The following is a 22,904-nucleotide window of genomic DNA, read 5'->3' on the forward strand; positions in this document are numbered from 1 at the left end:
GGTGAGTCAGGAGCGGCCCGAGCCCGCTGTCAGCGTGAGGCGCGCCTCCAGCAACTCCGGCGGCAGCAAGGCGTTCAGATCGCCCGACAGGCACACGCGGTCGCGGCCCGATGCCTTCGCCTGGTACAGCGCCTTGTCGGCTTCCGCGTACAGCTCTTCCATCGACCGGTACAAGCGGATGGCCGCACCGATCGATACCGTCAGCTTGATGGCACGGCCTTCCGACAGGATCGGAATGGAGCCCAGACGCTTGCACACGCGCGACAGCCGCCGCACCAACAGGTCTGGCGGGACGTCGGTCGTCAGAAGCGCAAATTCCTCGCCACCCAGCCGGCACAGCTTGCCCCAGTCCTCAAGCTCGGCAGCCATGATCTGGGCTACGGTCCGCAGCACCTGGTCGCCCGCACGGTGGCCATAGGTGTCGTTGATGAGTTTGAAATGATCGATATCGACGATGGCTAGCGCCATTCCAGCCTTCGTGGCCGGGGGGCCCTGCTGCTCCTCGAAGAAGCAGCGGCGATTGAGCAAGCCGGTCAGCGGGTCGGTTCGGCTCAGCTCGTCCACACGGCATTTCGCCTGCCACAGCTCGAGGTGAGCCTTGCCGATGAGAAACAGGATCGGAATCGCAATGCCGGCGGCCGTAGCGACCGTGACCACCCAGGAGAGGATGGCTGCCGTCCAGGTGGTGAAGAACAGCAGGTGGACCGAGATGTCCATCACGAGCGCGCCAACAATGGCAATCGAGGTCATGCCCACCACGTAACGGCGCAGATCGCTCCGGCTCTTCACCGAGGGCCGGATAATCCATTCCCAGTACATGGCTGCACGCCGTACCGCCCCTTGCAGGTCCATCGATCGATCCTTCTGGAACAGAGCCGCAGCTTTTACACGAACTAGCCGGCTGCTTCCATCTCCTTCATGTCCTGGAAGCGATCGCCGATACGCGGATGCATACGGCCGCCATCGGAGGCGCCGATCGCGATCAGCACTTCGTCGGGCGCTGGGGCATCCGCGATCGAGAAGGTTGCGGTGATGAAATGGGACCGTGTGCCGGTGACCGTCTTGTGGGTCATGGGCAGCGAAACCAGCACGCCGGCGGCCGCGCGGGTGTTGGTGAAGCTCAAATAGGTGGTGCCGCCGACCGCATTGCGGAACAGATTGCCGAAGCGCAAGGTGTGGATCAGGGCCGAGCCGTGCTCGATCTCGCCATTGGTGCCGACCACCGCTGCCTTGCCATAGGCCTCGATCTGGTCCGCCGGCAAGCGCTTGAGCAGACGGCTCACCAGGTCCTCGCCGAGCACCGGCGCCAAAGCCAAAATCTCGGGTCTGAGGTCTTCGACGAAGCCACGCCCTGCCCAGGGATTGCGCAGCACGGCCGCTGCCACGGCCATGGTGATGGGCCGCGCGCCTGCTTTGCCGCCCTCGATGAAGGTCTCTTCCGTCTGGCACACGATCTTGCGGATCTCGGGCTTCATCGTCAGGTCTCACGCGAAAATGAGCAGGCGGGCGGGACGCTACTCGCAAATCGCGATGGACTCTTCCTCCGATCCGGAGGAATTATGAGCCCGATCTATCCAAGAAATCGAGAAAAAGTGCGACCTGACAGTATTCCAGTTACCATTGTCGACCGATCGCAGTTCCGATCGTTGCGCGATGTTGCTAGTCTGATCAATTCGAGCGGCGATATCGATACGATATTGCACCACCTCGTCTATGCGGCATGCCACCACGCCCATTGGTCCATGGGCGGCGTCATGAGCGTCGACCAGCACAGCGGCTATGCCCATGTCATTGCCCGCCACAATCCCGATCTCCTGGAGAATGCGCTGGAGGATCGCTGGGCGCTGACCACCAGCCCCGCGCTGATCGCGCTCACCCGGAACCAGCCGGTGATCATTCCCGATGCTCAGATCTCCGAAGAATTTCCCGGTTACCGTCAGGAAGCAATCGAGCGCGGCTATCGCACCGTGGTGGTGATGCCGATGAACTGCCGTGATCTGCAGGGGCGGGTCATGGTGATGTCGCTGCAGTCGATGCAGGTGGTCAATGTCACCGAGAACGAGCTCGCGTTCCTCGAAACGATCATGCATCTCGGGGCGATCGCCATCGACAAAGCGAAGCGTCTGCGGGCCGAGCAGGCCTTCGCCGAGCGGTTGCAGAGCACGTTGAGCGCCCATTCCTCGCTGATGCAGCGAGTGCTGTCGGATGGGTCCGTCACGTCAGCCACCTCGATGATCGGCAAGCTCCTGCTGAACCCCATCGTTGTGGTCGACCTAACCGCCAACCTGGTGGTGGCGGAGCGATCGCCGCGCACCGATCTGTGCGACGATGCCGCGTGGCAAGCGGCCGTTCACGGCAGCCTCGGCCGGCAGTTCATGCGCGCGGCGCGCAACGCGGGGACCACCCGGCCTGGGGAGATCACCGATCTCGACCTGGTCATCGGCAGCAAACCGATCCGGCTCTCGGCCATGATCGAGCCGCTGATCGTGGACGGCAACACGGTGGGCGCGCTGTTCGTGTTCCCGCGTATGGCCGATTTCAGCGATCTTGACCACCTGCTGCTCGATAGCGCCAAATTTGCGCTCAGCGTGCAGATGATGCGCAGCCACATCCGCTTCAGCAGCGAGTCCCGCGGGCTCAGCGACTTGTTCGCAGAGATCTTCGAAGCCCGCTGGCGGAATGCCGAGGACGTCACGGCGCGAGCGCGGCGGCTTGGTATCGATCTCAGCGAGCCGGCGCGGCTGATCGCGATCGACGCCACGGGCGCGGACAAGGAGAGCGGCATAGCCTCGCTTGAGTTGCACCGGTCCATCGCGCGTATCGCCCATCAGCAGGATAGCGGCGTCGGTGTCGCCGCGCTGGACGGCATGATCGTCTGCCGCGTGCCGGGAGAGGATGCGAAAGCCGAGGAGAAGACCCGCGTGCTGATGCGCAAGATCCTCGAGGAAGCGCGCTGGATACTGGACGAAGCGCCCGCCGTGGTGATGAGTAAGCCTTTCCGCGGTGTCGAAGGCCACCCGGCAGCCTGGGAGGAATGTACCAGGCTGGTTCGACTTGCCCGCCGGCTCAACAGGCACGGTGCACTCACCTCGAAGGACTTCGGGCCGTTCCCGGTGCTGCTCTCGGCCGCGGACACCCAGGAAATCCGCGCCTTTATCGAGAGCACCATAGGCCAAATCCTCGCCCATGACCGCGAGCACGGTACCGCCTATATCGAAACCCTGACCGAGTTCCTCAACCAGGGCTGCCGCAGCCAGGCCTGCGCCGATGCCATGGGGCTGCACGTCACCACGCTGCGGTACCGGCTGTCGCGCATTCATGACCTCTTCGGCGTCGAGATGGACACGCCTGAGCGCCGCTTTACCCTGGAGCTCGCCATCCGCCTGAATGCCAGCCTCGCGGACGGTCCGGGCTGTTAACGCTGCATCGCACATGCTCCGTGCCATAGGACAGCACGCGGCACTCTCTCCTGCAGAGTGAAGGAAGAATACCGGGCAAGGACGGTCTAGCCTCCTCCAAAGCGATGGAGAGGCAAGGTGACGTCCGCAACCGCGCAGAACTATCAGCCGGAGCTTGATCCGCGCGAGCTTCGCCGGGCCTTCGGCTCCTATGTGACCGGGATCACCATCATCACCACCTGGGGTGACGACGGGAGCCCGCGCGGAATGACCGCGAATTCCTTCACCTCCGTCTCGCTCGACCCGCCGCTGCTGCTGGTCTGCGTCGGCAAGAGCGCGTCGAGCTATCCGGCATTCCGCAAGGCAACCGTGTTCGGCGTGAACCTCCTCCACGAGGGCCAGAAGGATATCTCGTCCCTGTTCGCCTCGAAGGTGACCGACAAGTTCGCTGGGGTGGGCCACGGCCCCGTGCATACCGGCGCGCCCATTCTCAAGGACTGCCTGACCTGGTTCGACTGCACGGTTCATGAGCGGATCGATGCGGGCGATCACATGATCCTCATCGGCCGCATCCATGCGTTCGAGACCCGGCCGGCCATGCCGCTGGGCTTCTATAGCGGCCGCTACATGTCGGTCGATCCCACACTGCGGCAGGGCGGATCACCGTCTCACACTATGCTGGTGGGCTACCTCATCGAGCACGAGGGCAAGGTCCTGCTGCGCGAGGATGGCGAGGGCCGCCTCATGCTGCCGGTGGCGCGGCACCGCCGCGCGGGCGCCGTCCTGCAGCTCGACGACAGCAGGACTTTGGCGCTGCGCCCGGAGGAAACGTTTCTCTATTCCGTGTTCGACGTGGGCGAGCGCGAGCCGGGCTACATCATCTACCGCACGAGGCTGGCCGCTTCGGGGGAGGCGGAGACCCAACTGCCTCCCGGATATCGCTTCTTCGGCCCGCTCGACCTGCCCTGGGATCGGCTGCCCCTGACGGAGATCCGCGGCATGCTGCGCCGCTACTTGGCCGAGCGCCGGGAGGGCCGGTTCAGCGTCTATATCGATTCCAGCGATGGCGGGCGGCTTGCCATGATCGATGGCTCGTCGCGGCCGTGGCGCGCACCCGACTTCGTGGCCGAGTCGATCGCCGAGACGGAGGGCACCCCGACGTCATGACCTTGACCGTGGCTTCGATCGAGGGGAGACGCCTCGACCATTTCATTGGCGGACGGCGCACTGCTCCACATTCCGGACAGTATCTGCAGAGTTTCGATCCGACCACCGGCGCCCCCTGGTACGAGGCCGCAGACGGCGATGCGGCCGATATAGATGCGGCGGTGCGCGTGGCACAGGCTGCCTCCATGGACCCGGCCTGGCGGCGCATCACGCAGACCGATCGTGGCCGGCTGGTGCGCCGGCTGGCGGAGCTGGTGGCGCGGGAGGCGGACGCGCTTGCGCTGATGGAAATGCGCGACAACGGCAAGTTGCTGCGCGAGATGCAGGCGCAGCTCAAGGCCATGCCGGACGCCTATCATTATTTTGCGGGAATGGCGGACAAGCTGCAGGGCGACACCATCCCGGTGAACAAGCTCGACATGCTGAATTTCACCCTGCGCGAGCCGATCGGCGTGGTCGGCATGATCACGCCGTGGAATTCGCCGCTGATGCTGCTGACCGGTACGCTGGCGCCTTGCCTGGCCATTGGCAATACGGTGGTGATCAAGCCCTCCGAACACACGTCGGCCTCCACCCTGGCCTTGGCCGAACTGGTCAAGGAGGCGGGGTTCCCCGACGGGGTGGTCAATGTGGTGACCGGCCATGGCCGCACCGCCGGTGAGGCGCTCACGCGCCATCCCGGGGTCGCCAAGATCGTGTTCACCGGCAGCACCGCTACGGGCCGCCGCATCGCCGCCAATGCCGCGGGCAACCTGGTGCCATGCCAGATGGAGCTGGGGGGCAAGTCGCCGCATGTTGTGTTCGACGACGTAGACCTCGATCGGGCGGTGAACGGGGTGATGGCCGGCGTGTTCGCCGCCGGCGGCCAAACCTGTATCGCCGGCTCGCGCTGCTTCGTCGAGGCCGGCATCTATGACACGTTTGTCGAGCGGCTGGTCGATCGCGCCCGTCGCGTGCGGATCGGACACCCCGCCCAGGAGGACACCGAGCTCGGCCCTTTGGCCCTCGCGGCCCAGCTCGAGAAGGTCGAGACCTATGTAGGGTACGGGGTGGCCGATGGCGCAACCATCGCCACCGGTGGCCGGCGGCCGCAAGACGGAGAGCTTGCTGCCGGGTGGTATTACGAGCCCACGGTTCTCGTCGATGCCAAGAACGACATGCGCTTCATGCGCGACGAGATCTTCGGACCGGTCGTCGGTGTGATGCCGTTCCGCGGCGAGGACGAGCTCATCCGCCTGGCCAACGACACCCGTTACGGACTGGCCGCCGGCATCTGGACCCGGGACATCGACCGGGCCATGCGTTTCGCCCGCAACGTGGATGCCGGCACCGTCTGGATCAACACCTATCGCTCGGCGGCATTCATGTCGCCCTCCGGCGGCTTCAAGGAAAGCGGCTATGGCCGGCGCGGCGGCTTCGAGGTGATGCGCGAGTTCTCGCGGCTCAAGAACGTCGTCGTCGACTATTCCGGAGCCACCCAGGACCCGTTCGTCATCCGCCTGCGCTGAGGCCCGATATTTCCAGAGAAAGAGATGGACCCATGAAATTCTCGCTCTCGCTTCATATGGAACGGTTCAGCCCGTCAGAGGACCTGACCCGGATCAAGAATGAGGTTCTGACGCTGGTGCGCATGGCCGACGAAGGCGGCTTCGTCACGGTGTGGACGCCGGAGCATCACACGATCGAATTCACCATCGCGCCCGGCCCATTCTCCATTCTCACCTGGTGGGCGGCTCATACGGAGCGGGTGCGGCTTGGCACGGCGACCATCGTTGCGCCCTATTGGACGCCCATCCGGCTCGCGGGCGAGGCTGCGTTGTGCGACCATTTGATCGACGGCCGATTGGAGCTGGGCATCGCGCGCGGCGCCTATCAATACGAGTTCGACCGCATGGCCGGCGGCATACCCCAGCAGCTGGGCGGCGCCTATCTGCGTGAGCTGGTTCCGGCGGTGAAGAAGCTATGGGAGGGCGATTATGCCCATGATGGCGAGTTCTATAAGTTCCCCACCGCCACGTCGGTGCCCAAGCCGCTGCAGCAGCCGCATCCGCCGCTCTGGGTGGCGGCGCGCGACCCGCAGACCTATGACTGGGCCCTGAAGGTGGGCGCCAATATCATGGCAACCCCCCTCTCCTCGCCCATGGCGGAGGTGGCCAATCTGGGCAACAAGTTCCGCAAGGCCTGCGCGGATAATCCCGACGTGCCCCGTCCGAAGTTCATGATGCTGCGCCGCGCCTGCGTCTATGAGCGGCCGGAGGATTGGGAGATCCCGGTCAAGATGTCGATCGACTACGGCCGCAGCTTCGAAAACCTGTTCCAGAACATCGGCACCGTGAAGAACGGCTTCCCCGAATGGGTGTCCTACGACAATGTCGCCAACCGGCAGAACTATGACCCGCACGCGGTGCGCGACGCCATGCTGTTCGGCACGCCGGACGAGGTCGTCGAGAAGCTGTTCGCCTACGAAGCCGCTGGCGTCGACGAGGTCTGTCTTGGCATCTCCTTCAACAACCCATTCGAGATGCAGAAGAAGACGCTGGAGCTGTTCATTCGCGAGGTGATGCCGGTGTTCGCCGAGCGGCAGAAGGAGCGCGCGAAGGATAAGGGCCAGGCGGCCGCGTCAACCGCTCTGGCGGGTTGATCCAGAGCTTAGGTGAGCGTGATCGCTTCAGCCGGCATCACCCAGCCATAATTGCGGGCGAAGCCGTCGAGGGCGGCGCGCTTCGCGCCGGGATCGTTGGACGAGACCGCGTCCGAGACCATGACCGTCGGCAGGCCGAAATGGACAGCATGCCGGGCGGTGTCCTCGACGCACATCTCGACCACCGTGCCGGTGACCACGACGCTGCCCACCGCGAGAGAGGCCAGCCGCTGCTCCAGGTCGGTACCGTGGAACGCGCTGAAGTAGATCTTGTCCACGATAGGGTCTGCGGCACTTGGGGGCAGCTCGTCGACGACAGCGGCAACATCGCGCATACCCTCCACATCACCATAGGCGCGCATGAAACCGGGCACGCAGGCATTGATGGGTGGTTCGAGGGCGGCGATCCAGGTGAGTTTGTGCTTCAGCGGCAGATATAAGGGATGGGCGAGATAGCGGGTGAAAATCACAGGGCGGCCTTGTGCGCGAAAACGCGCGATCAGGCGGGCGATCGTCGGAATCGTTTCCCGGGCCTCGGGCACTTCGAAGGGCGCGCCCTGCCGGACGAAGTCGTTCTGCATATCAACGACGATGAGCGCCGGATCTTTCAACGGATTCAATGGACTGAATTCCTCAGTAGGATAGCTGCGACATGTATGCTAAAGCACCCGACCGCTAACTCATGCTATCGTTCATAGGACAGGCTGCCGACCGACCTCCTAGGCAACGCCGGAAGACGTTCAGGCAAAATCCTTCACCAATATGTAACAATTGGGCCGCAAGCGGCACGGAACTCAATCGAGCAAGACCAGAGGCGAGCGTGACGGACCGGATCACGATCGAGCATCTATATAAGATCTTCGGCGACGCGCCGCAGCAGGCATTGGAGATGCTGAGGGCCGGCGAGACCAAGGACAGTGTTCTCGCCAAGACGGAGCATGTTGTCGGCCTCAACGACGTGACTCTCTCGGTGCCGGCGCAGGCCATTTACATGGTCATGGGCCTGTCCGGCTCGGGCAAGTCCACGCTGGCGCGCTGCATCAACCGGCTGATCGAGCCGACCAGCGGCCGCATCCTGCTCGATGGCGAGGACATCGTGAGTGCTGACGAGGACCGCCTGCGCGAGCTGCGGCGCACCCGCATCTCCATGGTGTTCCAGCATTTCGCGCTGCTGCCGAACAAGAGCGTGATCGAGAATGTGGAGTTCGGCCTCAAGATTCGCGGCGTTCCGGCCAGGGAGCGGCGGCGGAAGGCCGACGAGGTGCTGGCGGTGGTAGGGCTTGCCGCTTGGGGCAATCACCGGCCGGATGCATTGAGCGGTGGCATGCGCCAGCGGGTGGGCCTTGCCCGCGCCTTGGCAACGGACGCGGACGTGCTGATCATGGACGAAGCGTTCAGCGCCCTCGACCCGCTGATCCGCAGCGAAATGCAGGACGAGCTCCTGCGCCTGCAGCGTGTCCTCAAGAAGACTATCCTGTTCATCACCCACGATTTCCAGGAGGCCCTCAAGCTCGGCACCCGTATTGCCATCATGTCGGATGGTGCGGTGGTGCGCGAGGGCTCGCCGCAGGACATCGTGCTCAGCCCCGGCAATGACTACGTGGCTGCGTTCACCCGCGACGTGGACCGGGCGCGGCTGTTCGATGCGGCATCGGTGATGGTGAAGGCCGACCCGATCATGCTCGATACGGCGGGCCGTACCGCCGGGGCCGATCTCAATGGAATTGCACCCGCCTTCGTTACGGACTCAGCGGGACGGCCCGTCGGCGTGCTGCCGGCCGAGGCGCTCCGACGGATCAGAGAAGGTGCCGCCGTCCAGGCGGTGATGTCGCGGAATTATGGAACCGTGCGCCCCGGCACCAAGCTGGCTGACGTCGCGAGCCTGTTCGGCGAGGACAAGCCCATGGCGGTGGTGGACGACGACGGCCGCCTGCTCGGACGCATCGATCCGGTCCGCGTGCTCGCGCGCATCGGCACACCGGCGGCGATGGCCGCGCCCCAGACCAACAATTCGGCCGGGAACCAATGCTGAAACCCGAAGATCTCTATATCCTGCCTCTGGACCAGTGGATTCAAGACGGTGTCCGCTGGGTCGCCATACATTTCCGGCCGGTGTTCCAGACGATCAAGTGGCCGGTTGAGACACTGCTCTCGGCCATCGAAACGGCGCTGCACGCCGTGCCATTCCCGATCCTCATCATCGCCTTCGCGCTAATCGCCTGGCGGGTTGCTTCCCGCGGGGTCGGTGTGTTCACCTTCATTTCGTTGATCGTGATCGCGTTCATCGGCCTCTGGTCGGAAGCGATGACCACCCTCTCGCTGATCGCCACGGCCATCGTGGTCTGCGTCATCCTCGGTGTGCCGATCGGCGTTTTATGCGCGCGCAGCAATCGCGCGTGGAGCATCACCCGCCCCATTCTCGACGTGATGCAGACGACCCCGAGCTTCGTCTATCTCGTGCCGGTGGTGATGCTGTTCGGGGTCGGCACCATACCGGGCGGCGTCGCGGTGATCGTGGCGGCGCTGCCGCCGCTCATCCGCTTCACCAATCTCGGCATCCGGATGGTGGACAAGGAAATGGTCGAGGCGGGCCTCGCCTTTGGCGCCACTAGCCGCCAGCTTCTCTGGGAAATCCAGCTGCCGCTCGCCCTACCCACCATTCTCGGCGGCCTCAACCAGACGGTGCTCATGGCCATGGTCATGTCGGTGATCGTGGCGATGATCGGCGCCGAGGGGCTGGGCCTCGTGGTGCTGCAGGGGCTGGGACGCCTGGATGTGGGCCGCGCGGCTCTCGGCGGCATCGCCATCGTCCTTTTGGCCATGATCCTCGACCGCATCACCCAGGCGCTTGCCCGGCCGGACCAGCGCAAGGGCGGCGGTCGCAGCCTGCTTGCCACCCTCGCACAGGTGGTGCGTCCCCGCCGCGACGCGGTGGAAGAGCTCGAAACCCATGAGCCTGCGAAATCCGGCGGCGCGGCACAGGCCAGGGGCTGATTGTTCACTCGTCTCACGAAAAGGGGAGAGCCTATGATACTGAATTCCAGCAGATGGTCGAGACTGGCAGGGGCCGCGACGGTTGCCGCCCTGCTCATGACCGGGCCGCAGGCGTTTGCCCAGGACCTCCCGGGTGAGGGCAAGACGATCCGCTTTGCCTCGTCCGACAGCCTCGGCGCCAATTACGTGCAGGACCAGATCCTCATGGCCGGTCTTAAGAAGCTTGGCTATGACGTTGAACTGTCGACCATGAACATGTCCGCGATCCTGCAGGCGATTTCGCAGGGCGACCTCGACATGACCGGTGACATCAACTGGCCGCAGGCGCAGCCTGCGATCGAGAAGATCGCCGATCAGGTCGAGCTGACCAACGAAGGCACCATCATCGGCGGCGGCATCAACGGCTATGTCATCGACAAAAAGACCGCCGAAGCCAATAACATCACCAATATCCAGCAGCTGAAGGATCCCAAGCTCGCCGCCATTTTCGATACCGACGGCGACGGCAAGGCCAATCTCAACAACTGCGACCCGGCCTGGAAGTGCGGTGACGTGGTGGATTTCCAGATCAAGGAATTCGGCCTGTCGGACACGGTCGAGTCGGTCCGCGCCAAATACGAGCCGCTGGTGGCGGAGGTGTTCGCCCGGGTCGATCGCGGCGAGCCCATCCTGCTCTATACCTGGAGCCCGTCCTGGATCGTCTACACCATCAAGCCGGGCGAGGACGTGGTTTGGGTGCCAATTCCTTATGATGCCCTGCCGGAGGGCGTGAGCAAGCCGAAGACCCACGAAGTGAAGGACGTTGTCGGCTGTGCGGGCGGGCAGAATCCCTGCCGCATGGCGGTTGGGCCCTGGAACTGGCGCACCCTCGCCAACAAGGAATTCATCGAGGCAAATCCTGCGGTGAAGAAGTTCAGCGAGCTGGCGAAATGGCCGCTGTCGACCTGGAGCGAATGGGAAGGGGCTCTCGGCAAGGGCGCCAAGACCAATGCCGACATGAAGAGGATCGCCGACGAGTGGATCAGCAAGAACCAAGCGGAGTTCGACAGCTGGATCCAGCAGGCAGTGGCAGCCGCGAAGTAAGCGTTGACCGGCTTGCCCAGCAAGGCGTGCGGCTTCGGCCGCGCGCCTTTTTTACTATGCGGCGGGCCCCAACGCCGCTTTGCCTGCCAGCAGGCTGCGGTTACGGCCCGAACGCTTGGCCCCGTAGAGCGCGCCATCGGCGGCGCGGAGCAGACGGTCGAGCTCGATCGGCCCGTCCTCGACCGCGGCAACGCCCACGCTGATCGTGGCATTGATCGGCTGTCCCGCCACGGTATTCGCGGCAAACTGGAAGGCTTCACGCAGGCGCTCCGCCGCGGCCACCGCCTGCGTGGCTGTGGTATCGGGCAGCAGACAGACGAATTCCTCGCCGCCTATGCGGAACACCCTGTCCTGGGCGCGCAGGGTTTGTTCGGCCGTTCGCGCCGCGATGGCTATCACCTTGTCGCCGATCGCGTGGCCGAACTGGTCGTTTATCGCCTTGAAGCGATCGATGTCGAAGACCAGCAGCGCGAGGGTCGCTGGGGCAGCTTTCGGCTGGGCTTGCCATTCGGCCAACTGCTCGTCGAAGCCGCGGCGGTTGCGGACCCCTGTCAAGGGATCAATCAGTGCCATACGGTAGTTTTGCTGGGAAACGCGCTCCCGCGACAGGGCAATCATCAACGCGGCCGCGAGCAGGGCCTGGGCGATCACGCTGAGATTATAGGTGACCACTGACCACACCTCGGTTTGGGCAGCACCCAGCGGCGCCGGCAGCATCGGTGCGAGCGCAAGGCGGGTGACCGTCAGGCCGCAGAACAGCGCAAACAGCCAGAACAGCATGTTTGCGGAAGGCAGCCGCTCCTCGCGGTTGCGCCAGAATTCCCAGGCGATCAGACCGTTGAACGCGGCAACGATGGCCAGCCGGACATAGGTGCTCACCACCGGCAGGTCGAAAGGCTCGAACACGGCGGCGGAGAGCACGAGCCAGATCAGCGTTGGCCAGACGCTGTGGATGAGGATCGGCGGCCGTTCGCAAAGCACCCGAGCGGCCTGCCAGGCGGCGCCATAGGCAAGCAGGATGAACCATGCGCCGAGCCGCAGATTCCACAAGCCGGGAAAGATGGGCGGATTGACCAGGAATGCGGCACCGACCACCCCGAGCAGGAAGGGGAGGCTGAACCAGAGGAACTTCCTGGAGCTGCGTTCCCTCCACCAGAAGCCAAGCAGCAGTATCCCGATCAGCCCGAGCAGGGCTGCGGTGTAGGCGATCAATGTCGATACGTCGATGCTCACAGGAACCCTCGCACCAACTCCCGGGCGCAGACAGACGCTGCCGCCAAGCGCATGTCCCATTCGCTGCGCTTGGTTAGCAGAGAAAAGACCTTCTTCTAAGACTGTTTTCCCATCTATGCTAATCAACGCTACAAAGCGGCGCTTTTTTTCATAAGCCCGAGCCCCGTTGTTCCGATATTGAACCCGCCATCCGCAGCGCGGAATTCCCCCTCCCCCGGTGCCTGCTATCGCTTGCATTGACAGGATTTAGACGTAGGTTGCCGCCGGCGCTGCACGATCGTGTGGCTTGCCGAATTGCGAGCTAGCCAGGATCCCACACAGCACGGACCCCGCGAGCGAGACCAGTTTCACCTAGGAAACGGGGGGTCCGATGGATTTCATTCACCGTCGGTTCCAGGCCATTCTGGCCGGAACCGCAGCTCTTACCTTGCTCAGCGCAACCGCCTTTGCCCAATCGACGACACCTGTCCATCAGGCGCAGACGGAGGAGAACGGGAACGGCACGGTCGTGAGTGGCGACGGGACGGTGCTCGATCCGATCCTGGTCACGGCCGGCAGGCCGGGCGCCATGGGCGACACCGTGCTCACGACCACCATTCCGCGCGAGGAGCTCACATTCCGGCAGATCGATAACGTGAACGAAATCGGCAAGCTTGCGCCGAACGTCGACTTCAACCAGAGCAACGGCAGCTTCAATATCCGCGGCCTCGATCAGGGCCGTGTCCTCACGACCATCGACGGGATCCGCCTGCCCTATCTCAGGGATGGCGCCCGCTCGAGCGCGACAGGGGCCAACTATGCCGGCGGCGTCAATCTGATCGATACGGACATGCTCTCCGCCATCGACATCGTGAAGGGCGCCGATTCCAGCGTGTTCGGCTCTGGTGCGCTCGGTGGGGTCGTGGCTTTTCGCACGCTTGAACCCGAAGATCTGATCGCGCCCGGCAAGGTCTGGGGCGGGCTCACCAAGCTGTCCTTCGACAGCCGCGATGACAGCTTCCATGCGGGCCAGGCGCTCGCCAGCCGCATCAACAACACCTACGCGCTGGTCCAAGGCAGCTACCGCTTCGGCGAGGAACTGAAGAACCAGGGCAAGGTGGGCGGCACGGGCCCGACCCGGACGAAGCCCAATCCAGAGGACTACGAGCTCGGCGCGTTCCTCGGCAAGATCAATCACCATGTGGCAGGTGGTCATGTCTTCGGGCTCACCGGCGAGATTTTCCGGCGGGATTCGGACGCGAAACTGCTGACCAGCGAGACCGCAGCCTATGACAACTACCGGGCATCGGACGTCGACAGCCGCGATCGCGCATCGCTGTCCTACACATTCAATGCGGAGCGGCAAAGCCAGTGGGCGGATGCCGCTTACGTGGTGGCCTATTGGCAGCGGCAGGATCTCAACACGATCACCTCGGCAACGCGCCTGACCCCACCGGCGGGTCCCTACAAGCGCGGCAGCCATCTCGAAAGCGAGATCTATGGCGTGAACGGGAATGTGGTGAAGACCCTCTTCTTCCAGGGCCAGCCCCATGAGTTTACGGTGGGCGGCGAGCTGTTCGGCAGCACCTACGAGCAGTTCGCTCACGGCAAGGACAATTGCAACCCGTCGATCCCCACTTGCGCGTTCCTGCACGCAAACCAAGCTGACAGTCCGAGAGTGGTTGGCGCCACGCTCGGCCTGTTCATCGAAGACAAGATCGGTTTCATGGCCGGGCGGATGCGGTTGATCCCCGGTATTCGCTTCGACTGGTATGAGCAGACGCCGAAGTCCACGCCGGCCTTCGAGGACAACGCGGCCTATATGGGCCTGCCGCCGGCCAACAGCGACTCTGCCTTTTCCCCCAAGCTGCGGCTTGAGTTCGACGTCAGGCCGGCCGTGACCCTCTATGCGCAGTGGGCGCAAGGCTTCCGCGCGCCCGACCCGGTGGACCTCTACATGAATTATGGCGGGCTCGGCACCTATCTGCGCAAGGGCAACCCGGACCTCAAGCCGGAGAAGAGCAACGGTTTCGAAGTGGGTCTGCGGGCCGGCGACCGCGACCTCGGCCTCAAGATCAGCCTGTTCGACAACTACTACAAGGACTTCATCGACACCGAGACCTACCCGTCACCCCTATTCCCGGTTGGCGGTATCACCGAAGCCATCAACCGCGACCGGGTGCGCATCTACGGGGCGGAGCTGACCTTGCACGGCCGGCACGCCTCCGGCGTTCACGGCTGGGCCATGCTCGGCTATGCCAATGGCAAGGACACCAAGAACGACATCTATCTCGACACGATTCCGCCCTTCAAGGCGGTCTTCGGCACCGGCTATGATGCGGGCTGGTGGGGAACGGATGCCATCGTGACCATCGCCGGGCCGCGCGACAAGGTGCCGGACGACCTTTCCGAGGCAGCCCAGAAGAAGCTGAAGACCGATCCATACGCGACCGTGGACCTCACGGCGTGGTGGAAGCCGCAAGCCGTGGATGGCCTGCTGCTGCAGGCAGGTGTGTTCAACCTGTTCGATCAAACTTACGTGGATGCGCTAAACGTGCCGCCTGCCACGTCGCTGTCGCAAGCCTATTTCACCGAGCCTGGGCGCACCTTCAAGCTGACGGGGACGCTGCAGTTCTAATCCTGCAGCTCGGTTTTCAACCGGCCGGATCCCGCGCTAGCGGGGTGCGCCCTCCCTGGTTGCTGGCGCAGCTCGCGCGTGGCCTGTCTGACGATTTGCCAGCCGCCGCTCACCCCAAGGGCGGCCATGATGGTTGCAACCGTCAGGTCGGGCCAGGCGCTGCCGGTGCCGAACACGCCGGCAGCTGCGGCCATCACCGCGATGTTGCCGATGGCGTCGTTGCGCGAGCAGATCCACACCGACCGCATGTTCGCGTCGCCACTGCGGAAGCGGTAGAGCATGACGGCGACAGCGACATTCGCCAGGAGCGCCAGGCCGCCGATGATGCCCATGGTCTCCGGCTTGGGCAGCGTGCCGGCATAGGCGTGCCAGGCCGTCGACAACAGGACAGCTACGCTTAAGAGCCCGAGCGACCAGCCCTTCAACAGGGCGGCCCGGGCCCGCCAGCTGAGCGCGAGACCCGCCACGCCCAGGCTGATCGCGTAATTGGCGGCGTCGCCGAAGAAGTCGATGGCGTCCGCAAGCAGCGAGGCCGAGCCGGAGGCAGCGCCAGCGACGATCTCTGTCAGAAACATGCCGGCGTTGACCGCGAGGGCGATCCACAACGCACGCCGCCACGCGGGGCTGTTAAGCTCCGTAGCCGATGAACAGCTTTCACTCTCGCAGCAGCCGGTCATTTGGCAACCTCGTCAATCCAAGTCACCTCCCCTATATGGACCCTGTAGTCACTAGAGGGTCAAGGATGACGGGACTGGCAATCGGGCAGCTGGCAAAAGCGGCAGACACGAAGGTCGAGACCATTCGCTATTACGAGCAAATCGGGTTATTGCCGGCACCCGCGCGCACGGAGAGCAATTACCGGTCTTACAGCGAGAGCGACGTGGCACGGCTGAGCTTCATTCGTCGTGCTCGCGGACTTGGGTTCTCGCTCGAGCAAGTCCGGGAGCTGCTGGCGCTTGCCAAGGACTCCGACCGCTCGTGCGAGGCGATAGACGCTCTTGCCCGCGGGCATCTTGCGGCGGTCGAACGCAAGATTGCCGACCTTCAGGCGCTGCGCGGTGAGCTGGCGGAACTCATCGCCTCCTGCAGCCGCGGCACGGTTGCTCACTGCCGCATTATAGAGGTGCTCGGGCCGGATCGACGTTCAGCCGACTGAGACCCGGGCGGACCTACGATTCTGGCGGCACGCATGCTTCGGCCGAAGTCTAGCGCTTACCGCGATGGGGATCCTGGCCGGCCGCCTGGCTGCTCTTCTTCGGCCGCTCGGCTTCCTTGGCCCGCTCGCCGCCGCGATTGCCGCCGTGTCGGCCGCTTGAGGTATCCTGCTCGCGTGGTGCGCTTTTGCCTTTGTGAACCTTCGCCATTGCGACCTCCATCTGCGATCACGGCAACACAACCCGTCAGCATGCCAAACGTTCACCTTTGACGTTCACGTCTCCCGCTGGAGGGTGTGCCCTGCGACGATGCGTGCCAACAGCTCAAAGCTGGCTGCAGTCCCGCTGCGTTGCGGCTTCTTGCGAACCCGTGCCAACCGGCCGTCCTCAAAGGCCTCGACGATCGCCACATGCACATAGCTCTTGCGGCAGATGGCTGGCGTGTTGGCCAGATCCTCCGCGACCTCGGCGATGGCCTTGCGCGCCTGAGAGCGACGGGCGCGCGCGGAGGTCGCCGGCTCCATCTCCATCAGGCTTTCCAGCGCCTCGACCGAGGCGACCAGCGTGCGGAAGTCCTTGAGGGAGATGGACTTGCCGGAGATCCGCTTGAGATAGGCGTTCACATCCTCGGCGCGCACTACGTGCACGTCGCCGTGCGCGTCCACATACTGGAACAGGCGCCGGCCGGGTATCTCGCGCAGGCGCTCCAGCGCCCTGGCCAGCCTGGGAGAGATGACTTCCTTCTCGACGCGCTTGCCGCCCTTGCCCTTGAAGGTCAGTGCAATGCGGTCGCCAACGATCCGCGCGTTTGCCTTGAGCAGGGTGGTTGCGCCGCGGGTGCCGTGCTCGCGCGCATAGCTTTCGCTGCCCGGGCGAATGGCGGTGAGCGCGGTGAGCTCGACCACTGCGCTGGCGCAAAAGGCGAGATCCGGCCGTTTGGTGCAGAGCGCGCGCCCGACCCGCCGCCGGATCACCGGCAAGGTTTTGGCGAGGGTTACCAGGCGCCGCGCCTTGAGAACCTCGCGCACCTTGTCCCAGTCTGCGTGGTAACGGTATTGCAGGCGGCCTGCGGCGTCCTCGCCGATGGCCTGCAGATGGGCGCGCGGGTCGGCCGCATAGCGGACGTTGCGGTAGGCCGGCGGAACGGCCAGCGACTTCAGTCGGTCGATCACTTCCAGATCGCGGATAAGGTCGCCATCTTTGTTGCGGAAGGCGTAGCCGCGGCCCCGGTTCTCGCGGGTGATGGTGAGGGCTTCCGGCCCAACCAGAACAAGACCTGCTTCTTCAGCCAGTTTTTTTGCAAAACGTGTATGCCTGGACGGCATGGGGACTCCCGGTGTGGGTTGGCTTGTCCACTCAGAGCCTGATGCTCCACCAGGGCTTGAGCTATCGCAAGCTGACCCACAACGCCGCCGGGCTGCGGCTGTTCCACGTTGCACGTTCGCTGCGGCGAAATTTTCAGCGCAGCCGGACGTAACTACTCCGCCGCCTGGGCAAATCGCTCGGCATGCCACCGGCGCACGCGCGGCAGTACCTCGGATGCCAAAAGCCTCAGGTTACGCATCTCCGCTTCGTGCGGCAGGCCGGGCCAGCCGCATTTGAAGGTGATGTGCTCCATTTGAGTCTGCTCATAGAGTTCCTGGATGCGCCCGATCACCATGTCGGGCGACCCGAAGAACAGGGCGCGGTCGCGCACGAAGTCATAGGTGATTTCCTTGCGCAGCGCCGCCTCGGTGGCCGAATCCAGAGTCTCGCCGGGATCGAGATAGATGGCAGGCCCGCGCCAGTTGGCGAAATTGAGGCTGCTCATCAGGGGCGCTTGCGCGATCTTGCGTGCCTCTGCCTCGCTTTCCGCCACATAGGTATCGCGCACGATGGCGGTCTTGGCACCCAAGGGCAGGTCGACCCCGTGGTATTCGCGGTAGGCTTCCTTGTAGAGGCCCAAGCGATATTTGAGGGTGGCGACGGAAGGCCGCCACATGATGATGCCCATGTTCTGCTTGGCCGCATAGCGGATCGAGCGGGGCGATTCGCTCACCACCTGCCAGAGTGGCGGCATGGGCTTCTGCTTCGGTCCAGGGATGAGGGTGAGTTTGGCGAGCTCGCCGGTGACGGGGTCCGTATAGGCGGGATCGTCCACCGAGTGGGCGCGGTCGGCTTTGAATCCGGGCGTGGGGAATTGATAGATTTCGCCCTTGTAGGAGAACAGCTTGTTGCCCAGCGCCGTCACCACCACGTCGACGCCTTCCTCGAACACCTTGAAATTCTGTTCCTGGTTGTTCGGGTCGGCGATCGGATTGAGGTTCGTGGTTTCCAGTCCATAGTTGCCGCGCCCGAAACCGATCTCCAGCCGCCCGCCCGACAGCTGGTCGAGCATGGCCAGATCCTCCGCGAGGCGGATCGGGTGCCACAGGGTGATGATCGCCGCGCTCAGGCCGATGCGGATGCGTTTTGTGCGCGCCGCGATGTCGGCCGCCACCATCAGCGGGTTCGGCACCATCTCGCGACCCCAGATGCTGAAGTGATGTTCGGGCAGCCAGAAGGTGTCGAAGCCCGCTTCTTCCGCGAAGACCGCCACCTCACGCAGCTCGTCCAGCAGTTCGTCATACGGTCTGGACTTGGTGATATCGTGGATATTCTGCGAAATGCCGAACTTCATGAGCTGTTGCTCCTTGGCTTGGGGCGGCGTTCCGAACCGATTTGGTATACCGTATGACAAAAATGGCTTGGAGACAAGTGCTCCAACGTCCCGCCCCGCCTCGAAACGAGAGATAGCAGGACAGCCGTGACGGGTATTAGGTAGCCCGGCTCTTTCGTCTGTCAGCCGAGCCAGCTGCCGAGCAAGCGGTTAAAGTCGTCTGACGCTTCGTGCATCACCCAGTGGCCTGCATGCGGGAAGATGTGCATTTCGGAATGGCGGATCAGCGCGGCGAGCTTCAGGCCACGGGCTACCGGCACCGTGGCATCCGCGCCGCCCCAGACGAGCAGCGCGGGGGTGCCCAGGCGGCCGAGATGGGGCAGAATGTGCTGCTCCTGTACGGACGTATAATCACCGTAGCTCGGCCGCTGCTTCGCGAGATTGAGGAAGCAGGCGAGATTGCCCGAACTCTTGGCCAAGCGGAAATTCTCGCGCAGCAGCGCCTCGAAAGGCGGGTCGGCGCGGTAGCGTAGGTGGCCCTCGCTGCGCACAAAGGTCTCTTCGTCGACGCTGCGGCCGACATAGTCATAGGCCTCGGCCGAGGCCTCCTGCCAGGCCCTATCCTCATCGCCGCCAAGGCGCGGCGATGTGCCGCCGCTGGTGACAACCACCAGACGGGAGATGCGGCCGGGATTGTCGAGGGCGAGCTTCGTTGCGATGAACCCGCCTTCGGAATGACCTACAAGCGCGACATCCTGAAGGTCGAGCGCATCGAGCACCGCTTGCGCATGGTGCGCACGGGCCAGCCGGTCGAGATAGCGGCGGTCGGCCGGGATCTCGCTGCGGCCGAAGCAGGGCTGGTCATGGGCGATGACCCTGTGTGTCTGGGCAAGCACCGGGAACAGACGAAACCAGGTGAGCCATGCATCCACGGCGATGCTGGCGCCGTGCAGCAGCAGCACCGGGGCGCCCTGCCCTGCTTCCATCACGAAGGTGTCGTAGCCACCGGCGCGAATGGTGCGGCACGTGGCCGGAAGCGGCGGAGGCGCGACCGATGAGTTCGTTGCAACGCTCTTTGGCACCATTCTGCTCCGGACTCCCCAACAGCTCTTGCGTTACCTCGGTCGCGGCGAGGTTCCCTCTTTGCCCCTGGATCGCCGGGTCAAGCCCGGCGATGACGTAAATTGCTGAAGGTTCAATAAAATTCGTCATGCCCCGGCTTGACCGGGGCATCCAGTGCCGCACACGGGTCGGCTAGATCTTAATTCTAGTGCCCGCTCAGATGAATGGCGCGCGGTTGATAGGCATTCTCGATGGCCTTCACATCTTCCGGCGTCAGCTCGATGTCCAGGGCCGCGACGGCCTGATCCACATGCTCAATGGCGGTGGCGCCGAAGATCGGCGCGGTGATGCCGGGCCGGCTCGCGGTCCAGGCGAGCGCCGCTTGCGAGGGCGTGATCCCGTGTCGGGCTGCCACGGACTTCACCGCCTCCAACACCGCGAAATCACCCTCGCGATGGTAGAGCTTCATGGTGTAATCATCGCTGCGGGTGCGCGCGGACTGCGCCGGCGCCTCGCGACGGTCCGCCGAGAGGAAGCCCCGGGCCATGGGGCTGAACGGGATCAGGCCGATGCCGTTCGCCCGGCACAGCGGCAGCAGCTCGCGCTCGGCCTCGCGGTGGCAGGGGTTGTATTCGCACTGCATGGAGACGAATTGCGGCAGGTGCTTGGCCCGGGCGATGTAGAGGCACGAGCAGAAGCTCCAGGCGGGCATGGTGGTGGCGCCGACATAGAGCACCTTGCCGCTGCGCACCAGGTCGGCAAAGGCATCCACCAGCTCGTCGAGATCGGTGTTCGGATCCCAGATATGGGTCTGGAACAGGTCGATATAGTCGGTCTTGAGCCGCTTCAGTGACGCGTCCGCCGCCTCGAAGAGATGCTTGCGGGAATAGCCGCGGCCATTGGCGTGGGGCTGCATCGGGTTGCCGGCCTTGGTCGCCACCACGATGCTGTCGCGCGGCACCTGAGCGACCAGCAAGTCGGCCAGGATGCGCTCGCTCTCGCCGAGAGAGTAGAAGTCGCAGGTGTCGAAAAGATTGATGCCGAGATCGAGCGCGCGCGCGATGATCGGCCGGGCGGCATCCCGGCCCAGCACCCATTCGCGCCAGCTCTTCGCGCCGAAGCCCATGGCGCCGAGCCCCAGACGCGATACTTTGAGGTTGGCTCGGCCGAGCCTTACATAATCCATCCTGATCCTGCTAAGCAGTGCTGCTCTTCTTGAGATCCGCCAGCACCTGCTGGGCGAAGGCGGCGGAACGCTCGACATAGGCCGTCTGGCGCGCTGCCGCGGTGTCTGCGTCGCGCTCCTTCAGGGCCGCGTAGATGTCGCGCAGAGCCTGGAGGGTGACGCGCTCGCGCTCCTCGCTCGCCGCGCGGGCGGTGATGAAGCGGAGATAGGTGATCCGCGCACCCAGGGTGTTCAAAAGCTGGCGCGCAACCTCGTTGCCGGCGCCTTCGGCCAAATGGTCGGAGAAGGCAGCAAGTCCCTGTACATAGGCGAGCACCGCCTTGCCGCTGATGGCTTTCTCGATGCGGCCGAGGATCTGCTCGAGCGCGGCGATCTGCTTTTCACTCGCCCGGGCCACGAAATAGCGGGTCATGGCGGGCTCCAGCACGGCGCGGACTTCATAGATCTGACGCGCCTCGTCGGGCCCGACCTCCGCCACGAACATGCCGCGATTGGCGACCCGCGTGACCAGCCCTTCGGATTCGAGATGGCGCAACGCCTCGCGGATACTGGTGCGGCTGACGCCGGTCTCCTCGCACAGCCGCCGCTCCACCAGCTTCTGCCCGGGCTTGAAATGCAAGTTGAGGATTGCGTCACGCAGGACTTGCGTCGTGCGGTCCCGCAGGCTCACATTGTCCACAACGACACGAATGGAGCTCTTGCCGCCTACCATCTCGCCCCCGATCAGCGGCGATGCTACAGCTCATGAAGAGCATTGCGTCGCCGGGATCGGTTTGGTATGCCATAATACAGAAATCCAGTCAAGTCGTTGTTCCAGGCTGCATTTTGCGGCCAGTGAGGAGTGTCTGCCTTGAACCTCAATGAGTTGCCCGCCACCAGCACCGCACGTCCTCTGCTGAATTACGTGGCCGAGGGAGCGAGATATCCGGTGGTGCTGGTGCATGGGGTGGGCTCGCGCCTGGAGAGCTGGGACAGGGTGGCCGAGCGACTGGCCCCGCATTATCGGGTGCTCCGCGTGGATCTACGCGGCCACGGCCGGTCGAGCCTGATCCGGGAGACTTATTCGCTCGAGAAATTCTCGGAAGACATCATCGCGGTCATGGATGCGGAGGGCATCGCGAAGGCGCACCTGGTCGGCTTCTCGCTCGGCGGGCTGATCGGCCAGTGCCTGGCGCTCAACTGGCCGGAGCGGTTCAACAAGGTGGCCCTGCTGTCGGCCGTGGCCGCGCGCACCGAGGAGGAGCGGGCCAAGGTGGTATCGCGCCTCGCCATCATCGAGAAGGAGGGCATCATCGGGGTGACGGGCGCGGCGCGCGAGCGGTGGTTCACCGACGCCTTTGTCGCCGCGCATCCGGAAGAGATCGACAAGCGCATTGCCGAGCTGATCGCCAATGACAAGGCCTCGTACATGGAGGCCTATCGCGTGTTCGGGCAGAGCGAGCTCGGCCACCGGCTGCACGAGATACCGCACGAGACGCTGGTGCTGACGGGCGAGCACGACCCCGGCTCCAATACCCGCATGGCGCGGTTCATGCACGAGCAGATCAAGAATTCGCAGCTGGTGATCCTGCCCGGCCTGCGGCACAGCATTCTGGTGGAGGCCTCGGACCTCATCGCGGATCACCTGCTGGACTTTCTGGGCCGCTGAGCCTGGATGAAGGCGGAGGCGGCGGTTGTGCTCGTGTTTATGCGCTTGTTTTTGGTATACCGTATGATAGCATCACTGCCGTC

The 22,904-nt window shown here is 64.2% G+C and carries 21 protein-coding genes; 10 read left to right on the forward strand and 11 right to left on the reverse strand.

Annotation, left to right across the window (positions count from 1 at the left end; all coding sequences use genetic code 11):
- Positions 1-6: 6 nt before the first annotated feature.
- Positions 7-852 carry a GGDEF domain-containing protein gene (locus E4P09_RS00270; RefSeq protein WP_137387605.1) on the reverse strand — a complete coding sequence of 282 codons (846 nt, stop codon included), beginning with the start codon at positions 850-852 and terminating at the stop codon, positions 7-9.
- Between the two features lie 41 nt (positions 853-893).
- Positions 894-1,475: an amino acid synthesis family protein gene (locus tag E4P09_RS00275; protein WP_137387606.1), complete on the reverse strand. Its 582-nt coding sequence runs from the start codon at positions 1,473-1,475 to the stop codon at positions 894-896.
- A gap of 171 nt (positions 1,476-1,646) precedes the next feature.
- Here E4P09_RS00275 and E4P09_RS00280 point away from each other — a divergent pair, with 171 nt between their 5' ends.
- The 4 genes from E4P09_RS00280 to E4P09_RS00295 all read left to right on the forward strand — a co-directional run bounded on the left by E4P09_RS00280 (position 1,647) and on the right by E4P09_RS00295 (position 7,206).
- Positions 1,647-3,419, forward strand: a complete 1,773-nt coding sequence (locus E4P09_RS00280; RefSeq protein WP_239024974.1) for a helix-turn-helix domain-containing protein — start codon at positions 1,647-1,649, stop codon at positions 3,417-3,419.
- A 117-nt stretch (positions 3,420-3,536) separates the two neighbouring features.
- Positions 3,537-4,565, forward strand: coding sequence for a flavin reductase family protein (locus E4P09_RS00285; RefSeq protein ID WP_137387607.1), 1,029 nt, complete (start codon positions 3,537-3,539; stop codon positions 4,563-4,565).
- The gene (locus E4P09_RS00290) at positions 4,562-6,073 is read left to right on the forward strand and encodes an aldehyde dehydrogenase (RefSeq protein ID WP_137387608.1); all 1,512 of its coding nucleotides are present in this window, start codon (positions 4,562-4,564) and stop codon (positions 6,071-6,073) included. Before E4P09_RS00285 ends, E4P09_RS00290 begins: the two co-directional genes overlap by 4 nt.
- Before the next feature lie 32 nt (positions 6,074-6,105).
- Positions 6,106-7,206, forward strand: coding sequence for an LLM class flavin-dependent oxidoreductase (locus tag E4P09_RS00295; RefSeq protein WP_137387609.1), 1,101 nt, complete (start codon positions 6,106-6,108; stop codon positions 7,204-7,206).
- Between the two features lie 8 nt (positions 7,207-7,214).
- Here the strand turns inward: E4P09_RS00295 and E4P09_RS00300 are convergent, their stop codons facing one another.
- Positions 7,215-7,826: a cysteine hydrolase family protein gene (locus E4P09_RS00300; protein ID WP_137387610.1), complete on the reverse strand. Its 612-nt coding sequence runs from the start codon at positions 7,824-7,826 to the stop codon at positions 7,215-7,217.
- Between the two features lie 200 nt (positions 7,827-8,026).
- Here E4P09_RS00300 and E4P09_RS00305 point away from each other — a divergent pair, with 200 nt between their 5' ends.
- Genes E4P09_RS00305 through proX form a run of 3 tightly spaced genes read left to right on the forward strand, consistent with a single transcriptional unit; the run spans position 8,027 to position 11,283 of the window.
- Positions 8,027-9,238, forward strand: coding sequence for a quaternary amine ABC transporter ATP-binding protein (locus tag E4P09_RS00305; RefSeq protein ID WP_137387611.1), 1,212 nt, complete (start codon positions 8,027-8,029; stop codon positions 9,236-9,238).
- A complete protein-coding gene (locus E4P09_RS00310; protein ID WP_137387612.1) occupies positions 9,232-10,200 on the forward strand; it encodes an ABC transporter permease in 969 nt (322 codons plus the stop codon). The genes E4P09_RS00305 and E4P09_RS00310 overlap by 7 nt, the downstream gene beginning before the upstream one ends.
- 33 nt (positions 10,201-10,233) lie before the next feature.
- Positions 10,234-11,283, forward strand: coding sequence for a glycine betaine/L-proline ABC transporter substrate-binding protein ProX (gene proX, locus E4P09_RS00315; RefSeq protein WP_137387613.1), 1,050 nt, complete (start codon positions 10,234-10,236; stop codon positions 11,281-11,283).
- 54 nt (positions 11,284-11,337) lie between these two features.
- On the opposite strand, the gene E4P09_RS00320 is transcribed toward proX, so the two are convergent.
- A complete protein-coding gene (locus tag E4P09_RS00320) occupies positions 11,338-12,516 on the reverse strand; it encodes a GGDEF domain-containing protein (RefSeq protein ID WP_170984145.1) in 1,179 nt (392 codons plus the stop codon).
- 370 nt (positions 12,517-12,886) lie between these two features.
- Here E4P09_RS00320 and E4P09_RS00325 point away from each other — a divergent pair, with 370 nt between their 5' ends.
- Positions 12,887-15,133: a TonB-dependent hemoglobin/transferrin/lactoferrin family receptor gene (locus tag E4P09_RS00325; RefSeq protein WP_137387615.1), complete on the forward strand. Its 2,247-nt coding sequence runs from the start codon at positions 12,887-12,889 to the stop codon at positions 15,131-15,133.
- On the opposite strand, the gene E4P09_RS00330 is transcribed toward E4P09_RS00325, so the two are convergent.
- The gene (locus tag E4P09_RS00330) at positions 15,130-15,738 is read right to left on the reverse strand and encodes a cation efflux transmembrane domain-containing protein (protein ID WP_346432565.1); all 609 of its coding nucleotides are present in this window, start codon (positions 15,736-15,738) and stop codon (positions 15,130-15,132) included. The genes E4P09_RS00325 and E4P09_RS00330 overlap by 4 nt on opposite strands.
- Before the next feature lie 137 nt (positions 15,739-15,875).
- Between E4P09_RS00330 and E4P09_RS00335 the strand changes: the two genes are divergently transcribed.
- Positions 15,876-16,289: a MerR family transcriptional regulator gene (locus tag E4P09_RS00335; RefSeq protein ID WP_137387617.1), complete on the forward strand. Its 414-nt coding sequence runs from the start codon at positions 15,876-15,878 to the stop codon at positions 16,287-16,289.
- Between the two features lie 49 nt (positions 16,290-16,338).
- On the opposite strand, the gene E4P09_RS25815 is transcribed toward E4P09_RS00335, so the two are convergent.
- The 6 genes from E4P09_RS25815 to E4P09_RS00360 form a co-directional block, all read right to left on the reverse strand.
- On the reverse strand, positions 16,339-16,497 hold the full coding sequence (locus E4P09_RS25815; RefSeq protein ID WP_170984146.1) for a hypothetical protein: 159 nt from the start codon (positions 16,495-16,497) through the stop codon (positions 16,339-16,341).
- A 65-nt stretch (positions 16,498-16,562) separates the two neighbouring features.
- Positions 16,563-17,612 (reverse strand): DNA topoisomerase IB, encoded by a 1,050-nt coding sequence (locus E4P09_RS00340; protein WP_137387618.1) that lies wholly within the window; start codon positions 17,610-17,612, stop codon positions 16,563-16,565.
- Positions 17,613-17,764: 152 nt separating this feature from the next.
- On the reverse strand, positions 17,765-18,946 hold the full coding sequence (locus E4P09_RS00345; protein WP_137387619.1) for an LLM class flavin-dependent oxidoreductase: 1,182 nt from the start codon (positions 18,944-18,946) through the stop codon (positions 17,765-17,767).
- A 161-nt stretch (positions 18,947-19,107) separates the two neighbouring features.
- Complete coding sequence (locus E4P09_RS00350) at positions 19,108-20,010, reverse strand: alpha/beta fold hydrolase (protein ID WP_137387620.1); 903 nt, start codon at positions 20,008-20,010, stop codon at positions 19,108-19,110.
- 182 nt (positions 20,011-20,192) lie between these two features.
- On the reverse strand, positions 20,193-21,173 hold the full coding sequence (locus E4P09_RS00355; RefSeq protein ID WP_137387621.1) for an aldo/keto reductase: 981 nt from the start codon (positions 21,171-21,173) through the stop codon (positions 20,193-20,195).
- A gap of 10 nt (positions 21,174-21,183) precedes the next feature.
- Positions 21,184-21,885 (reverse strand): GntR family transcriptional regulator, encoded by a 702-nt coding sequence (locus E4P09_RS00360; RefSeq protein WP_137387622.1) that lies wholly within the window; start codon positions 21,883-21,885, stop codon positions 21,184-21,186.
- 138 nt (positions 21,886-22,023) lie between these two features.
- Between E4P09_RS00360 and E4P09_RS00365 the strand changes: the two genes are divergently transcribed.
- On the forward strand, positions 22,024-22,821 hold the full coding sequence (locus E4P09_RS00365) for an alpha/beta fold hydrolase (protein ID WP_170984147.1): 798 nt from the start codon (positions 22,024-22,026) through the stop codon (positions 22,819-22,821).
- The last annotated feature ends 83 nt before the right edge of the window (positions 22,822-22,904 follow it).

It is taken from the genome of Rhodoligotrophos defluvii, assembly GCF_005281615.1.
GTDB lineage: Bacteria > Pseudomonadota > Alphaproteobacteria > Rhizobiales > Im1 > Rhodoligotrophos > Rhodoligotrophos defluvii.

Bases quoted from the DNA above. Each gene is read 5' to 3' on its own strand.
- E4P09_RS00275 (WP_137387606.1), bottom strand. From the start codon at position 1,475: ATGAAGCCCGAGATCCGCAAGATCGTGTGCCAGACGGAAGAGACCTTC.
- E4P09_RS25815 (WP_170984146.1), bottom strand. From the start codon at position 16,497: ATGGCGAAGGTTCACAAAGGCAAAAGCGCACCACGCGAGCAGGATACC.
- E4P09_RS00340 (WP_137387618.1), bottom strand. From the start codon at position 17,612: ATGCCGTCCAGGCATACACGTTTTGCAAAAAAACTGGCTGAAGAAGCA.
- E4P09_RS00310 (WP_137387612.1), top strand. From the start codon at position 9,232: ATGCTGAAACCCGAAGATCTCTATATCCTGCCTCTGGACCAGTGGATT.
- E4P09_RS00295 (WP_137387609.1), top strand. From the start codon at position 6,106: ATGAAATTCTCGCTCTCGCTTCATATGGAACGGTTCAGCCCGTCAGAG.
- E4P09_RS00355 (WP_137387621.1), bottom strand. From the start codon at position 21,173: ATGGATTATGTAAGGCTCGGCCGAGCCAACCTCAAAGTATCGCGTCTG.
- E4P09_RS00270 (WP_137387605.1), bottom strand. From the start codon at position 852: ATGGACCTGCAAGGGGCGGTACGGCGTGCAGCCATGTACTGGGAATGG.
- E4P09_RS00325 (WP_137387615.1), top strand. From the start codon at position 12,887: ATGGATTTCATTCACCGTCGGTTCCAGGCCATTCTGGCCGGAACCGCA.
- E4P09_RS00335 (WP_137387617.1), top strand. From the start codon at position 15,876: ATGACGGGACTGGCAATCGGGCAGCTGGCAAAAGCGGCAGACACGAAG.
- proX (WP_137387613.1), top strand. From the start codon at position 10,234: ATGATACTGAATTCCAGCAGATGGTCGAGACTGGCAGGGGCCGCGACG.
- E4P09_RS00350 (WP_137387620.1), bottom strand. From the start codon at position 20,010: ATGGTGCCAAAGAGCGTTGCAACGAACTCATCGGTCGCGCCTCCGCCG.
- E4P09_RS00290 (WP_137387608.1), top strand. From the start codon at position 4,562: ATGACCTTGACCGTGGCTTCGATCGAGGGGAGACGCCTCGACCATTTC.
- E4P09_RS00360 (WP_137387622.1), bottom strand. From the start codon at position 21,885: ATGGTAGGCGGCAAGAGCTCCATTCGTGTCGTTGTGGACAATGTGAGC.
- E4P09_RS00345 (WP_137387619.1), bottom strand. From the start codon at position 18,946: ATGAAGTTCGGCATTTCGCAGAATATCCACGATATCACCAAGTCCAGA.